The organism is Filifactor villosus (assembly GCF_042652965.1).
Lineage (GTDB): Bacteria > Bacillota > Clostridia > Peptostreptococcales > Filifactoraceae > Filifactor > Filifactor villosus.
Genome location: NZ_JBHSHL010000015.1, coordinates 1 through 16,113, shown reverse-complemented (window position 1 = coordinate 16,113; position 16,113 = coordinate 1). Strand labels below are relative to the sequence as shown.

At 44.7% G+C, this 16,113-nt stretch carries 14 protein-coding genes; 2 read left to right on the top strand and 12 right to left on the bottom strand.

All coding sequences use genetic code 11. From position 1 onward, the window contains the following. Positions 1 to 33: 33 nt before the first annotated feature. From ACFO4R_RS05165 to ACFO4R_RS05120, 10 genes are all read right to left on the bottom strand, one after another. Complete coding sequence (locus ACFO4R_RS05165) at positions 34 to 273, bottom strand: DUF1292 domain-containing protein (protein ID WP_379787977.1); 240 nt, start codon at positions 271 to 273, stop codon at positions 34 to 36. A 229-nt stretch (positions 274 to 502) separates the two neighbouring features. Then, positions 503 to 919, bottom strand: a complete 417-nt coding sequence (ruvX, locus tag ACFO4R_RS05160) for a Holliday junction resolvase RuvX (RefSeq protein ID WP_379787976.1) — start codon at positions 917 to 919, stop codon at positions 503 to 505. 14 nt (positions 920 to 933) lie between these two features. Further along, complete coding sequence (locus ACFO4R_RS05155) at positions 934 to 1,197, bottom strand: IreB family regulatory phosphoprotein (RefSeq protein WP_379787975.1); 264 nt, start codon at positions 1,195 to 1,197, stop codon at positions 934 to 936. A 362-nt stretch (positions 1,198 to 1,559) separates the two neighbouring features. Further along, positions 1,560 to 2,552, bottom strand: a complete 993-nt coding sequence (gene pta, locus ACFO4R_RS05150) for a phosphate acetyltransferase (protein ID WP_379787974.1) — start codon at positions 2,550 to 2,552, stop codon at positions 1,560 to 1,562. A gap of 577 nt (positions 2,553 to 3,129) precedes the next feature. Next, on the bottom strand, positions 3,130 to 3,879 hold the full coding sequence (gene nadE / locus ACFO4R_RS05145) for an NAD(+) synthase (RefSeq protein WP_379788013.1): 750 nt from the start codon (positions 3,877 to 3,879) through the stop codon (positions 3,130 to 3,132). A 151-nt stretch (positions 3,880 to 4,030) separates the two neighbouring features. Beyond that, positions 4,031 to 4,666 carry a YigZ family protein gene (locus tag ACFO4R_RS05140; protein WP_379787973.1) on the bottom strand — a complete coding sequence of 212 codons (636 nt, stop codon included), beginning with the start codon at positions 4,664 to 4,666 and terminating at the stop codon, positions 4,031 to 4,033. A gap of 10 nt (positions 4,667 to 4,676) precedes the next feature. Continuing rightward, positions 4,677 to 5,963 carry a GTPase HflX gene (gene hflX / locus ACFO4R_RS05135; RefSeq protein WP_379787972.1) on the bottom strand — a complete coding sequence of 429 codons (1,287 nt, stop codon included), beginning with the start codon at positions 5,961 to 5,963 and terminating at the stop codon, positions 4,677 to 4,679. A 21-nt stretch (positions 5,964 to 5,984) separates the two neighbouring features. After that, entirely contained in the window at positions 5,985 to 6,767 is a 783-nt protein-coding gene (locus ACFO4R_RS05130; RefSeq protein WP_379787971.1) for a hypothetical protein, read from the bottom strand. A 61-nt stretch (positions 6,768 to 6,828) separates the two neighbouring features. Further along, positions 6,829 to 10,263, bottom strand: a complete 3,435-nt coding sequence (locus tag ACFO4R_RS05125) for a hypothetical protein (RefSeq protein WP_379787970.1) — start codon at positions 10,261 to 10,263, stop codon at positions 6,829 to 6,831. A 13-nt stretch (positions 10,264 to 10,276) separates the two neighbouring features. Further along, positions 10,277 to 11,638, bottom strand: coding sequence for an SWIM zinc finger family protein (locus ACFO4R_RS05120; RefSeq protein WP_379787969.1), 1,362 nt, complete (start codon positions 11,636 to 11,638; stop codon positions 10,277 to 10,279). Between the two features lie 407 nt (positions 11,639 to 12,045). Between ACFO4R_RS05120 and ACFO4R_RS05115 the strand changes: the two genes are divergently transcribed. Beyond that, complete coding sequence (locus tag ACFO4R_RS05115; protein WP_379787968.1) at positions 12,046 to 12,324, top strand: GNAT family N-acetyltransferase; 279 nt, start codon at positions 12,046 to 12,048, stop codon at positions 12,322 to 12,324. A gap of 107 nt (positions 12,325 to 12,431) precedes the next feature. Here ACFO4R_RS05115 and ACFO4R_RS05110 read toward each other — a convergent pair whose 3' ends face one another. After that, positions 12,432 to 14,453: a sodium-translocating pyrophosphatase gene (locus tag ACFO4R_RS05110; protein ID WP_379787967.1), complete on the bottom strand. Its 2,022-nt coding sequence runs from the start codon at positions 14,451 to 14,453 to the stop codon at positions 12,432 to 12,434. A 14-nt stretch (positions 14,454 to 14,467) separates the two neighbouring features. After that, a complete protein-coding gene (gene secG / locus ACFO4R_RS05105; RefSeq protein ID WP_379787966.1) occupies positions 14,468 to 14,695 on the bottom strand; it encodes a preprotein translocase subunit SecG in 228 nt (75 codons plus the stop codon). A 301-nt stretch (positions 14,696 to 14,996) separates the two neighbouring features. Between secG and ACFO4R_RS05100 the strand changes: the two genes are divergently transcribed. Beyond that, a complete protein-coding gene (locus ACFO4R_RS05100) occupies positions 14,997 to 15,710 on the top strand; it encodes a YebC/PmpR family DNA-binding transcriptional regulator (RefSeq protein ID WP_379787965.1) in 714 nt (237 codons plus the stop codon). Positions 15,711 to 16,113 lie beyond the last annotated feature (403 nt).

Here is a 16,113-nt window from a genome sequence, read left to right as displayed (position 1 = left end):
TGTCAAGAACCAATGATTGTCAATTAAAATTTTTTACTCTTCTTCCAGGCTCTCATATAATTCGGCAACCATCTCAAATTCTTCGTCATCTTCGATCTCCGATAATACCATCTCTTTATCCTCATCGTATTCCAAAACAAAGATGTAGGCCTGATCCTCCGTAAGAGGTTTTAAGACTGCATAGACCCTGTCGTTGGCTTCCAAGGTTGTCAATAATTCAAAACTCGTTTCTTCGCCGTTCTCATCCGTTAATACTATGATGTTTTCTTCCAAGTGATTTTCTCCTTCTCTATCTTCGTTTATCTTTATTCACAAACAACCTTCCTTATCGGAAACAAGAAGATGTCGATGTGCCTCAAGGACCTCTTGCCGCCATCTTTTCGCACACTTATCGACGGATATCACCTCATGGTACAATCCCGCAAGTGTTCCGAGCAATCACGCCGTTTTCCAAAACGGCTTTTAGATAAGAGAATCCCTTACCTGCATTCCCTCATCCTTCTCACTTTTTCTTCATCAGATAAGTTTCGAGAATAAACACTGCCGCTATCGTATCAACAAGGCCCTTTTTATCTTTTTTCTTTACTCGATTTTGTGTCATTACCTGTGATGCCGACTTCGTCGACAAACGTTCGTCCTGATAGACCACCTCGATGTTGTCGGGAAGTTTTTCTTTGAGACGCTCTACAAACTCGATCGTTTTGTCCGCCTGAAACCCGCTACTTCCATCCATATTCTTAGGCAAACCTACAACAAGCGTCGTCGGAAGATATTTATCGATATTCTCGACGATTTCCTCCATATCTTTCTCAAGGTTCTTTCGATGAATGGTATACAAAGGTTGAGCCGTCCATCCCATAAGGTCGGAAATTGCCATCCCGATTCGTTTGTCTCCTATGTCAAGAGCCATCGTTCTCATATGAAACAACCTTCCTACATCTTCATATAATCTTCGAGGATCATCTCCAAAATCTCATCTCTCTCAAACATACGGATCATATTTCTTGCATTGTTATGACTTGTAATATAGCCCGGATCTCCCGATAACAAATAGCCTACCAACTGATTAGATGGGTTATATCCTTTTTCTTCAAGAGACTTCCATACCGAATTCAAAACTTCTTTTATTGTGTACTTGTGCTCTCTTTTGTACTCAAACTTCATGGTAAAATCCATATTTTCTTTTTTTTCAGACATGTCAACCATCCTTTCAAACCGTATTTTATATCAAGGTGAGTTCTTGAAGATCTTCGCAACTTGGATTTCTGAAACTGTCTTCCTCCAAAAAGTCTCGTATATAAAGCAAACGCGTACTGACGCTTTATCCTTTTTCCTATTATAACACAAATATGATTTTTTGCTATCAATTCCACTAAATCCATACAGATTATAGGAAGGGTTGTGATATTCGCAAAAGACTGTAGCTTATACCATGATAATTTTATAAAAGTTACGATCACAAGATGTCACGTCCTCCATCTCAAAGGCAGGGTGTTTTTACACGTTGCTCAAAAGTATAAAAAGTCCCTACAGGGACTTTTTATGAGTTATTAACCTATCTATCCTCTCAACTTCTCTTCCATCAGACCGTTTGCCGCCGTCAGAAGTGCCAACTTGTAAATTTCCTCCTCGTTAGAACCCCTCGAAAGGTCACTGACCGGTTTGTTCAACCCCTGCAATACGGGTCCTACCGCATCATAGCCGCCGAAACGCTGAATCAATTTATAGCCTATGTTTCCCGCTTCCAAACTTGGGAAGATAAAGACATTGGCCTCTCCCTTGAGCGGAGAACCCGGTGCCTTTCTCGCATTGATCTCCGGAACAAAGGCGGCATCAAACTGAATCTCTCCGTCAACAATCAGATCCGGCATCATTTCTTTGACAAGTTCCGTTGCACGAAGAACTCTTTCCGTTTCTTCCGAATGAGCCGATCCCCTCGTCGAAAAGCTTAACATAGCGACCTTGGGCGTCATGCCTATGGATTTTGCGGTATTTGCCGTTGCAACCGCAATCTCCGCCAGTTCTTCCGCGTTAGGCGCAATATTGATGGCACAGTCCGCAACAACGTACTGCCTGTCTTCTTTTACCAAGATGAATACCCCTGAGGTACGATTATATTCCGGTTTTACCTTGATTAACTGAAGCGCGGGACGCACCGTATCTCCTGTGGTATGGACCGCTCCCGAAACCAATCCGATCGCTCTGTCCGTATAGACAAGCATGGTTCCGAAGTAATTGACATCTTCCTTCATCTTTGCGCGAGCCTCATTCGCAGAGATCTTACCCTTTCTCCTCTCCACAAACTTCTCGACCAAAAACTCAAGGTCCTCGTAGGTCTCCGCATCCAACAGTTGCAGATCGCTGATGTCGATCCCGTGTTCTTTTGCAACGGCCTCCACTTCACTTCTGTTTCCCAAAACGATCGGCTCCAAAATGCCGTCCGCCTTCAATCGAACTGTCGCCTTAAGTACCCTGTCGCAGTTTCCTTCCGGAAAAACAATCGTCGGCCTCACCTTGGAAACGGTCTGTTTTAAAGACTCGAATATATTCATCTGCTTCCCTCCAAATTTTTCCTTAGTCTCTAATATTATTCATTATATAATAACGAATTTTCAAATACAATGTATTCTCGAATTTAATATTTTTTTAACAATTCAAATGTTTTTTCCTAAAAACACACTTTTGTCACCCATGCTGTTATATGTTTGGACTTCCATGAAGTTCATTCCCATACCCCGTTGAATGGTCGATGTCCTGTATATATCCTTTTTCTCGTCATAGAGTTATGAACGTGAATATGAAGCAAAACTCCTCCGCTCCGGAGAACAGAGATCTTACACACGATTGAGAAAACGGACGATCCTACATACCCCAAGAACCAATGCGGTCCGTTTCATACCTGTTCCAAGCCGGTCCGAACGAATAAAACATCAGCTGTCTGAATATCGGCAAATTCCGAGGTTATCTTTCACAACTTGGTTTTCGTCTGCAAAACACCGACTTCGTTTTTTCCCCTTCCTTGATCCACAGGTATGAATGTTCGGATGCCCTATGAAGCCGATATCGCGAATCGGTTTGTGTATCGGACGGATATCGCTTTCCGTTCGAGCTTCCATTTCATCCCCTCCGCTAAAACTTAGGAGGTTGCAAGGGAGTATGTCTTTTATGTTCCGAGTTTCGATGCAGCTTCTCTATGACTGTTAAGTCCTTTTCCGGAATGCTTTCGCCCCGAAGATGAGCATCGATGCAGGCATAGGTAGTCCCCATCTCATTCTCATCGGTCTGTCCTTCCCACAGATCCGCAGAAGGAGCCTTGTCCAAAATACTCTGAGGTACTTGGAGGTATTGGGCCCATTCATAGACCTCTTCCTTGGTCAAGTGTGCAAGCGGCAGGATGTCCACTCCTCCGTCTCCATGTTTCGTAAAGTAGCCCGTATAGAGTTCCGCCGCATTGTCAGTCCCGACGACCAGGTAGCCCAAATTGTTTGCAACCGTATAGAGACATGTCATACGAAGGCGTGCCCTCATATTCGCATCCGAAATTCTTCGATATTCTTCCTTCCAAAGAGATCCCATTTCCTTCTCTACCCGATTAAGCATATCGAGTCTCACTTGACTGAGGTCAATCTCAATCGCTTTCAAGGAGCTTGTCCTCACAAGTTCTCTGGCATCTTCCAAGTCGGACGGTGAACTCTTGATTGGTATGATGACGCCGAGAGAGTTATTCGGAAATGCCCGTTGAATCAAACAACCGACAACGGCGGAATCAATGCCTCCCGAGATCCCTACAACAAGTCCCTTGGTATGAGATAGCTCAACCTGCTCTCTCAACCATTCAATCGTTTTTCGGATCCTTTGTTCTATTATATCCGCTTTCATAATTCTATTCACTTCGATCCATTCCTTTCTTGCATCATGTGCTGCGTTTTTCTGTACAATCATCTGTTCAAATGAGCTTCGGCACGATTTAATACTCTTTTATTTATAAGTCGTCTGCGACATTTGTATGGTTGAATGTCCATTCCTAATATCAGAGTTCAACTTCGATATCGAGATACTGTTGCTGTCCCGTATCGATGGAGGCCTTCCCCTCCGTCAGGTCGATCAAAACCCCGATGAGTGCCTTCGTTTCTTCAGGCTTGGAATAGAGAACGACAGACACAATGTCGGTAAACAGGGTCTCTTTGACCCTCGTCCCTCTTCTCTCCAATTCGTTTTGGACTCTGCCCCACAAAGGATAGGCCAGCTCTACCCTGATCACATCAACAATCTCCTTGGAAATCAATCCCGACTCTCTAAGCGCCTCCTTTGCAGCCTGCGCGTAAGCTCTCACTAATCCGCCCTTGCCCAGCTTGATTCCTCCGAAATATCTGGTCACAACGATACAGACGTTCTTTATATTGCGCTGACGAAACAGATTCAAGATCGGAAGACCCGCCGTTCCCGAGGGTTCACCATCATCCGAGGATTTCTCGATAAGCGGTGTGGCGTGGAGGCGGTAGGACGGCACATTATGAGTGGCATCATAGTGCTTCTTTCTGATCTGAGAGATAAACTCTTCGGCCTCCTCCTGCGACGCGACCCTCTTGCAATAGGCGATGAACCTTGATTTTTCAACAATAATCTCCACCCTTGCTTCCCTGTTGACCGTAAGATACTCTTCCAATGTATTCACCTCAATACTTCAATAGATAGTCTTTGTACTTTTCATAATCGATATCGTCGATCAGGAGCTTGATCCGGGTCCCGCCTTCCTCGTAGCTTTCCTCCATAATATTATACTTATTGTGCAGCACATTGAGTATCGATCCCTTATCATAGGGAATAAGAAGATCTACTTCAATGTTGTTGCTGATGATGTCTTGTATTTTTTGGAGCAGCTCCTCAATATGATAGCCTGTCTTTGCAGAGACGGCAATCTTGTTGTTGGCGTTGGATATGATAAAGTCGTCGTTTGCAAGGTCTATTTTGTTAAAGACGGTAACAGTGGGAATGTTTGTGGCTCCGAGTTTTTCAAAGACCTGCTCCGTAGTATTGATCTGAAGATCATATTTTTCGTTGGACACATCGACCACATGAAGAATGAGATCCGCATAGGTGACTTCTTCCAAGGTCGAGTGAAAGGCATTGACCAAATCGTGAGGCAGTTCGGACACAAAACCTACGGTATCGGTCAGTAGAAACTCGTTTCCGTTGGGAAGTTTGGCCTTACGAAGTGCCGTGTCCAAGGTGGCAAAGAGCATATCTTTGACAAAAACCTCTTTGTCCCTGCTGTAATCCTGATGTTCCCTCATCAGACGATTGCAGAGTGTAGACTTGCCCGCATTGGTATAACCTGCCAGCGCCACGATGGGGATCCGGTTCTTGATTCTGCTCTTTCGTTGAACATCTCTATTTTGTCGAACTTCCTTGAGTTCCTGTTCAATCTCGAAGATCTTTCTTCTTATTCTTCTCTTATCGGTCTCAAGCTTTTTCTCTCCGGGACCTCTGCTTCCTATCCCTGCTCCCGTACGGGAAAGATGGCTGCTCCCATGTATGAGGCGAGGCAGCTTATACTTGAGTTGTGCAAGTTCGACCTGGAGTTTGCCTTCCGCGGTGCTTGCCCTCTTCGCAAAGATATCGAGGATCAACATGGTCCGATCGATGACCGTTGTTCCCAAAGCTTCCTCCAAATTTCGAAGTTGAGAACCCGAAAGCTCGTTTTGGAAGATGACGAGGTTGGCCTCCACAGTTTCGACAAATTCCTTGAGTTCTGCGACCTTTCCCTTGCCGATATAATATCTTACATCAATGGATTCTCTGGCCTGAGTGAGGATACCGACCACCCTCACCTCTGCCGCCTGCGCAAGCTCTTCAAGCTCTTTCATCACATCTTCAAACCTTGTATAGATGCGGTTGGATGTACCGAAGTCACTTCCTACAAGTATCGCCTTATATTCCACCTTATTCTGTGTCGTTTCCAAATTCCTTCTCCTTTATCTACCTTACAGTTCCATGATCTTTTCATAAGAACTTATATCGATCTCTTCTCTGTCTATACACCATTTTTGAAAGAGCTCAAGCAAATCTTTTTTGCTCGAAACCTGAGTTTGATACAAGACTCCTTCCTTCATCACCTCAAAGAAATATCCCTCGATCTCTTCACTTTTTTTAAAGCCGAAGAGGCTTCTTTTGGGATAGTTCGGTGTACATTGGATGTACTCTTCTCTTCCCTCCGCAACCCTATCATCATGGAACCATGCGACAACAAAGGCATTGTCTCGATTGGAAGTCCCCCTCTTTGGAGAGTCGATGGTCCCTATCGTTTTTTCGATCTCTTGCCAGTATGCCATCTTTTCATCCTCTCCCTCGGTTCGATAGCACAGAACTTCAATCCCCGGTGCATAGATTCCTTTACTGCTCTGAAAGTCCAATATCCCCACATTGAACTCCTCTGCAAGAGAACACGCATATTCCAAAGCTTCTTCCGCCACCGACCAGCCAAAGGCACAGTAGACCCCGTTGTTGCCGAGAGAGTAGTCGGTCAAGCGGGCTTCGGACTCTTCAGTCGCAAAGGCAACCTCATCGGAGGGAGCATGGTCCCCATTCATAGGCGGAAACCTCTCGAACATCTTGGTCGCCCATTTGATGATCGTATCCGAACAACCTTCCGCGGAAGTATAATCCCTGTCCTCCTCATACTTGGTAAACTCCTCCATATAGGCACAGACGTCCAGGGATGTTCTTAGCGATTCTCTCCGTTCAAATACAAATAAATCAAAACTCATCGCAACCTCTTCCTTTCACTGCTTTTCTTTCTTCAAATTTTCGTATCCCGTCTGTAGCCTCCTACTTCAAAAGATAGGCCAAGAACCTCTCCGCCTTCTCCTTGGCAGCGGACTTCTTGGAGTGTGCAATACCTCTTAAGCCTTCCAACAGTACTTCTTCATCGGATATAAAGCCTCTTTTTATCGCTTCTTTGAAGTAATATGCGTAATAGAGGCAGTTGTCCAAGACCCTGTTGACCCAAGTAGGAGCCTTTTCCTTTCCACCCGCAAATCGGATGCACTCCACGGACATTACCCAAAAAACCGAAAGCAGTTGAGGCTCTTTTTCAAGAATCCGAACCAGCTTCGCAGGACTTACCGCTTCATGTTGAAGAAGGAGTTTGACTGCATATCGAACCGTATCCTGTGTCAATTCCCCTTCATCCACCAGTTTCCTGATCAATCTGGGTACACTGTATATAGCATCTCCGTCTTGAGCAATCAGAGCTATGATGACGGTAAGCAGGGACGACGAAAGTCTTGTCCTTACATTTTTAGAGAGCGCTCCTTCTTGTTCTTCCTTCCAATTTCGATGGGGAGAAACTACCATCTTATGCTCTTCTTCATCAAAATGGAGCCAAACCTGTCTTGCATTTTTCTTCCAATCGTCAGGGTCATTGGGAGAGCCCGAAGGCAGCTCAAGGGCTGATGTTTGACCCTCACTCTCAAAACCGTATAACCAACCTTCCGATATGATCTTGTATTCAAACTCTTCAATTTCCGGCAGTTTCAGAGTAAATACAAAGAGTTTTACACTCCTTTCCGTCTTGAGCACATCGACTTTGATCTGTACATGATCTTCAATCATCGGCTCAGACTTTGTCTGTACCTTCCAAAACTCCTCAAAAGGAAGACCTTGCGTTCCCATGCCCACCTCTTCTTTGGGGAGGATCTCACTCGATTTCAGCTTCTTGCACGAAATCGAAGCAGGCGCTTTCTTCGATGGAACTTCTTTCTCCACTGTTTTGTTTCCGCAAGCATCTTCAAAGTTTTCGATCCGTTGCACCACAGCCTTTGCAGTCGTAACGGCGGCGGACGAGCCCGATCTTGAGGCAAGAGAACGAAGGCCCTTTAGTTCCAACACGATTTGAGGAGCAAGACCTGTGCGTACGGCAAAGAAAACTTCTTCAAGATAGTTTTGCAAAAACTTGACGAGTTCCGCCGTGCCTGCGATCATTCTCGGAGCCCTTAAAGATGCGGCAATCAAATCATCGGCAACTTCCCACACGACAGAAAGGATCCCGTCCTGTGCAATGCCGTCCAAGGCCTTTGCAAGACTTGCCAGATTGGAGGGAGCCTCTCCTCTCCAATCCAAGTATTTCACTTCAGCCCTTCCCGGAAGAAGAAGCCCCCTCTCCCAAGCCTCCCGTGTCGCAAGCAAAACATCTCCTGCATTCTCATCACTCAAGTAACTCTGAACTGCAAAAAAATTCATCGTCCCTGCCTTTCCAAGTGGTTTTCTCCTTCTTACAACCTGTCTTAGGATCAGACCTTGACCGTGATACACCTCAGTGTCCCTTCGTACACACACCATGGCATAGTCCCCCCACAGAGGAAAAGCGGAAAACATATCATCGTAAGTATAGTAAAATCGATTCGGAAAACATTCCAAACTTTTTGGAAGTTCAACCTTTATATTCCAGTAAGGGATCTTCTCAAGATCGAGCTCGGGCTCCACACAAGGATCTTTGAGATAGTTCAACACGACATCACAGGCTACGAGAAGCTTGTTCTTATCATCTTTCAACAACTGCCCGTCCGGCATTTTTACATACAACTTCGCCTTCTTTATCTTATTTAAATCGGACTTTGTCGCCGACTCCACATCCAACCTCGTAAGTGCCAACTGAAGATCCGGCTCCCAAACGGAGCTGCATCCTTCCTCTTTATACTTCAAAAGACGCTCCGCCAAGTCGGAAAGATTGATAGAGAGGTCTTCAAAACTCGGAGTTGATAAAATACAGGGCAATTTGTCGATATTGCTGCAAACGATATAGTTTCTCGCGTTAAACAACCGGCTGTAAAACCTTTTACCCGGCTCTTCATCCCTTCCTCTTGGATCCAAAGTATTGACAGTAGGCTTATTCCTTGCCCATTCATTCAAGAGGCGCAGGATCTGGAGTCCTCTTGGTCTTACCCCCGCCAGACAGAGTTTTGCTTCCTCGGGGTTACTAACAGCCAGCTTATTTGCTGCCGCAAGGAAGCGCTCATTGACCAAATCATAGACCTCTACCCTCCTGTTTGAGACTGTAGCGGCAAGCTCGGTCATATCCTCGGAAGAAACCTCCCCCAATTCAAAACGGGGCACTTCCCAAAGCGGGGGTGTCTTCTGCCAAAGTCCGACGGGTTCTTCTCCAAGTTCTTCTTCCTTATGGAGCGACACATCGATGTTCCACAAAGCACTCAACCGATCTATCAGGTTTGTCAATGTCTTATCATCCGTGTCTCTAATCGAAACGATCCATTCATACAACTCCCCGTCCTCCTTGGGAGCCTGTCTTTTCAAAGCTTCCTTCAATACCAACTGTTTGACCTTCTTGGTTTTGGCAGCGAAAGAAGCCATCAGGATCCGACTCAGATCTTCGTCCTTCGCATGAGCGATCAACAACGGAGCAAACGCTTCGATCACAGGAGTTTCTCCAAATGCAAGAAGAGAGACCAGGTTCTCCGTTCTCGAAACGACATCCTCATGGTCGATACCCATCTTCGTCAAGACTTTTACCCATTCCTTCCTGTCTCCGGGGCGAACTGCCATATCCATTGCAAGAAATACCAAAGACTTTGCATCGTCAAGAGGAAGGAAGCCTTCTTCAACCCCTTTTAACAACACCTTACTAAAAGGTCCCGTTGCAGGCGTATTGATGGCAATCCCGACTTCGATATGTTCACGAAACCGGGTTTTTATCATGTCTAAACCCGGAACCGGTTTTTTGTTTTCTCCTATCATAGAATCCGTCTTTAGATTCAAAGTCTTTGCCGCAAAAAAAGCCCAGTCCTTGATATACTCAACACTTTCAGGAATTTCCAGCTCCAACTCGTGGAGTAGACGGACGCACATACCTCCAAAAAAGGAGTCCGAGTGTTCCCAAGCCCTTCTTCTCGATGTACAGGCAAAGCCTATGAAATCCGCCGCATATTTTTTACCCCTGTGCTTTATCGCCTCCAGAGCCACCTCACTGCTTCTTGCAAGAACATTGGAGGCTCTTCTCGCATCCACTCCTACCCTTACCGCAAAGATCGCAAGTTTTTCCAAGTCTACATCTACGATGTTTACCAAGCCGTAGCCTGTTTCGGACAATTGTCTGAACTCCATCCACTCTCCCGACTTCAAACCGTCCTTCGCAATCTTCTGTTCTTCCTTCGTCCCCACTCCAAGCTCAAGAAGCTCGTTAAACTCTGCCTCCTCATAGCCCAGAGAGCGATATATGGCAAGCGCCTCTTTTAATTTGCTGTTCATATCTCTTCCCCTCTCATCTTTTCCTATGTTCCTTCCCTCTTGTATAAAGGTCTTCCGATCTCATCTTGACTGCCAAAATATGTTTGCAGGGTCCCCTGGCATTCTTATACTTCAGATACCAGGCACAGGTACATCTTGCGGCACTTAAACTTTTTGAAGTGTCATAGACGACCCTATATTCCATATCCTTTGAGCCTACCGACCACTTATCTCCTCCGATATGACGGGTAGTCTCCAGCAATCTTCTCGCTCCCACAAGTCTGGGGTTATCTTTCAGAACCCTGTCAGGCTCCGCAGGCAATTCTCGATGAAAGTAAGCCTCTTCTTCGACATCATAACCCAACTTGCCGTATGTCGCCAAAAGTCCCAATGCCGCATCCAGCTCGGCAGGAGAAAATCGCAAAACACAAGAAAGGTATCTCTCATCGACATGAGGTTCAAATTGAAGGATGGATGACACTTCATCTGCCCGATCGATCACTTCCACACTCGACAAACTCTCCAAAAGACTTCCTTCTCCCGAGTATCCTTCATAAGTTTTTGCAGTCAAACCGAGGATTACATTCGCTCCCGGCAATCCTACCACGATCATCATCCCTCCCATTTCTCTATCGACTTGCCTGTAAAAGTCTATACTCTTGACATCGACCATAAGGCGTTTCAGAGCACTCAACCTGTGAAGGCCGCTGATATAGACACTATCCCTTCCTTCTCTTTGCAACAGTTTGATTCCCGTTTTAGAATAAGTAAGCCAGCCGGATCTCTCCTTGCCGGAAGCAGGGGGAAGGGTTGCTATGAAGTTCTTCGCCGACATTCCCTCCACCCCAAAAACCTTCTTCATCTCCTTATGGATACCGGCACAGTTCCCCAAAGCTCTAACCCATCTGTCGGGCATTTCCACCGGTCTTTGAACAACGAACCTCGTTATCTCTTCCTGCATATGGAAGGTCTTCATCCCTCCTTCTCCAATATGGAGTTTCAGCTTATCTCCCCGCTTTATCGACGTCAGTGACTTTCTGAGATCAATCCCGATATCCACGTTGGTCGTCCCGAAGGCGATGTCTCCGTACAGTGCTTCCTGAAAGAGGTCCAACCTCGCATAGACTCCGTTGCATGCCGAAAAAACCTCCGCCCTTAGCCTGTCTCCCTGTGCGGATAGCACCGGATCTCTCAACCCTACAGGCACATAATTGAAATATCTTGTAGAAACGATATCCGCCAATACCAAAAGAGATCTCGATAAGACGGGAGGATCGACGATGTCTCCGCTAAAAAACTGCGGATGAGAATCAATCCCTTCCGGTGTCAAGGCCGGAGCCAACGACAACATCATATTATCCTTATACAGAGCGGAACTGTTGTTAAATCCTCTCATAAACCCTCCTTATTTGTCGAATACGTCCTGTATGTAACCACACTCTCCACAAACAATGCCCTTGTAGTAAAAGATAGCAAGCATTTAAACTTTTCTTTTATAAAAAGTATATCACAAAGTTTTATTCATATTCAATTTTATTAGGCAAGTCTTTTACAGGTCTCGAGTTTTTTTTAAAAAGCATACAGATAAAAATATATATAGGAGGTTGATCACAAAAACTCTATCTATCAAAAATACCTGATCACAAACGTATGTATCGCCTCCCCTCCCCCGGCATCTTCTACGGTTCTTTGTGAAGAAGTTATTCTGTCATCCATCAGAGCTTACCTTGATTAGAAGATTTTGAAATCGGGTAAGGATACAGTAAGGTAAATTCAAATTTAAAGTAACAGGGAGGAAATAATATGAACTATTCTTATGAACCGGGAAGAATTTTTGCAAATGATGAAAACGGCAAGACGATAGCCGAAGTTACGTTTAAACATATCGACGAGACGACCATCGATGTAAACCACACCTTCGTCGACGAGAGCCTTAGAGGCAAAGGTGTTGCCAACGAATTGATGGTAGAGGTATCAAAACTCTTGGAAGAAAAGAACTGGAAGGCTGTTCCCACCTGCTCCTATGCGGTAAAGTGGAGCGAAAACGAGAAAAACGATGTCTCCCGTTTTGTAAAAAGATAAGCTGTTCTTGCACAGCGATGTCCGTCGTAAGGGCAACATGATAGAGCAAGAAGGAAGATAAATAAAAAAAACCGGTGTTTTTACAAACATCGGTTTTTTTGTACGATTTATTTCATCATATTTAAAACGATTCCGCCGAATTTCAAGAATACCGGTGCAAATACCAAAGATACAATCGTCATCAATTTAATCAGAATATTGATGGACGGTCCCGATGTATCTTTGAAGGGGTCTCCAACCGTATCTCCTACGACTGCAGCTTTATGAGCGTCAGAGCCTTTTCCGCCATGCGCTCCTCCCTCGATATACTTCTTCGCGTTGTCCCAAGCTCCACCGGCATTGGACATCATAACCGCCATAAGCACTCCCGATACAAGAGATCCTCCAAGAAGTCCTCCAAGAGCTTCCGGTCCAAGCAGAAGACCGATCACAAGAGGAGATACGACTGCCAAAAGCCCGGGTACGATCATCTGTTTCAAAGATGCTGTCGTCGAGATATCAACGCATCGTGCATAGTCCGGTTTTTCGGTTCCTTTCATGATACCGGGTTTTTCTCTGAACTGTCTTCGAACTTCTTCAATCATATCGTAGGCTGCGTTTCCTACCGCCTCCATCGTAATTGCGGAGAACAGGAAGGGAAGCATTCCTCCGATGAACATTCCTACAATAACTTCAGGTTTCAGGATTGAAATGGCATCGATGCCTACTGCAGCTGTATAAGATACAAAGAGAGAAAGTGCTGCAAGAGCAGCCGAACCGATTGCAAATCCTTTTCCGATTGCCGCCGTTGTATTTCCTACAGAGTCCAATTTGTCCGTGATGTTTCTTACCGACTCGGGAAGTTCACACATCTCAGCGATTCCACCCGCATTGTCCGCAATCGGACCGTAAGCGTCGACCGCGATCGTCATACCCGCTGTCGCAAGCATTCCGACAGATGCCAAGGAGATTCCGTACACTCCCGCTACCATATAGGAGAACAGGATACCCAAAGAAATAAGGATGATCGGAGCCAAGGTGGATGCCATACCTACGGACAGTCCGGAGATGATGGTCGTTGCAGCACCTGTTTCAGACTGCTCCGCGATCTTACGAACGTATTTATGAGAATCGGAGGTATAAATCTCCGTTACCTGTCCGATCAGTGTTCCTACAACAAGACCTACGATAACCGCTCCAAAGCCTTTTGCATCTCCAAGGATCATCTTGGAGAGGAAGAAGGATGCGACGATGGTGAGTGCTCCCGCAACATAGGTTCCAAGGTTAAGAGCCTTTTGAGGATCCTTACCCTCTTCTCCGCGAACAAAAAAGGTACCGACAATCGATGCCAAAATACCTACTCCGGATACCGCCAAGGGGAAGATCACTCCCTTAAGACCATACTCCGTAGCAATAAATCCGAGAGTCATCGCTGCAATAATGGAACCTACATAGGACTCAAACAGGTCGGCTCCCATTCCCGCAACGTCTCCGACGTTATCTCCAACGTTGTCGGCGATAACCGCGGGGTTACGCGGATCATCTTCCGGAATTCCGGCCTCCACCTTACCTACAAGGTCCGCACCGACGTCTGCAGCTTTGGTATAGATACCTCCGCCGACACGTCCGAACAGCGCAAGAGAAGAAGCTCCAAGTCCGAAACCGGTAATAATATTCATAATTTCACTTGTTTCAATTCTCATTGTTGTAAGAATAAAATAAAGTGCACTTACTCCCAAAATGCCGAGTCCTACAACGCACATTCCCATAACCGCTCCACCTGAAAACGCTACGGAAAGAGCTCCATTCATACCTTGCTCTTTTGCCGCATTGGCGGTTCTTACGTTCGCCTTTGTAGCAACCTGCATTCCGAAGAAGCCTGCAAGGGTGGAAAAAATCGCTCCGACAAGGAAGCATACCGCCGTCAAAACATTGATTCCGACAGCTAAGATCACAAATAAAACGACAATAAAAATGACAAGAGTTTTATATTCTCTTCTCAAAAATGCCATCGCACCTTCATGAATATAGGAAGAAATCTCCTTCATCCTATCATTTCCGGGTGCCACCTTGTTGATTTTGCTTACCAGAAACCCTGCAAACAAGAGTGCAACGATTCCGATAATGGGATACAAAATCAAGTTCTCCATTATTATTCCTCCTTTTACTTTTGAAGTGCAAGTAGTACAACTGCAAGTATTAAAAATACAACTGCCAAAACAACGGTTACTTTTCTAAGTACCGTTTCTTTTCCACGAACCTTATTGCCTGACAGCTGTTCGGACACTCCGCCCATAAATCCGAGACTTGCATTACTTCCGGATTGCAACATGACGGTAGCAATCAATGCAATACTTACAAGGATTTCAAGAACCATAAGAAAATTCCTCATTCTACGCACCTCCAAATCTTATAAAATATACTCACCTATTTTAACACAGGGAAATTGAATTTACAAGATTGAAAGCAAGTATATTCGCATCGATTTTATTCCCTTGAAACCGTGTTTTTCACAGGTTAAAGTATATCTTTAATTTTATATCGTATATAGTATATACAGTATTTTTGCAAAATGGAATATCCTTTTTAAATTTTTTCCATTTTTTATCCGATAATTTATTTTTCTTGATGATTGTACTCTTTTGGTCTATAATATTCTTCGGTAATTACCTTATAAAGATCAGGAGGATTATATGGGACGTATACACAATATTGAAAACCGAAAGAACAAACAGGATTCCAAAAAAGCTGCCGTTTTTACAAAGTACGCGAGATTGATCACGGTTGCCGTGAAAGAAGGTGGTCCCGACCCCGAATATAATGCTTCTTTAAAGACTGCTATCGAAAAGGCAAAAGCAATGAATATGCCTAATGACAATATAGAACGTGCAATCAAAAAAGGAGCGGGGGCCGGAGAGAGTGAAAACTTCGAAAGTATCATCTATGAAGGCTATGGACCCGGAGGAGTTGCAATGATTATTGAAGCTTTGACGGACAACAAGAACCGTACCGCCGGAAATGTGCGTTACTATCTCGATAAGAACGGCGGAAACCTTGGAACTTCAGGCTGTGTTTCCTTTATGTTCGATCGAAAAGGAGTTATCCTCATCAAGAAGAGCGATGAGATCTCCGAGGATGAATTGATGGATGTCGCTTTGGAAGCCGGAGCGGAAGATTTTATCACGGAAGAAGAAGGTTTTGAGATCTTTACGGAAGCGGGAGACCTCTATACGGTAAAAGATGCGATCGAAGCAAAGGGTTATCCCGTCTTGTCTGCGGAGATCACAATGATCCCGCAAACCTACACCTCTGTGGACGAGGCCTCTTTGACCGGTTTGAACAAGCTCTTGGATATGCTTGATGACGATGACGATGTCCAGGAGGTCTATACCAACCTTCAAGCTTAGATAAGCTCGGTGTAAGTAATACCTTACTTCAAAGCATACAAAACGGATACCTTGATTCTTCGCGGTCAAAGTATCCGTTTGTTTGTATACTTGAATATATTGATTTTAAAAAAGCCCTCTCTAAAAATCCTTCTCTACTTTAATAAAACGATGTGAAAAGCACAGTATCTCTTTGTACGGTGCATCATCTTTGGTAATCATACTATTATTCTTTTGAGTTGTGGACATAAACGATATGTGAGCCATAGAAGATAAACCAACTTTTCGTGATTTGAAAAAACAGATATATCCACACTTCTATTGGAGAATAGTATCAAATTTAATTTTCGATGTTTAGAGCGTGTCTACACAAATTAAACAAGGCATCTTAACCATAAAACGATCGATGCCAAATGAATTGCTC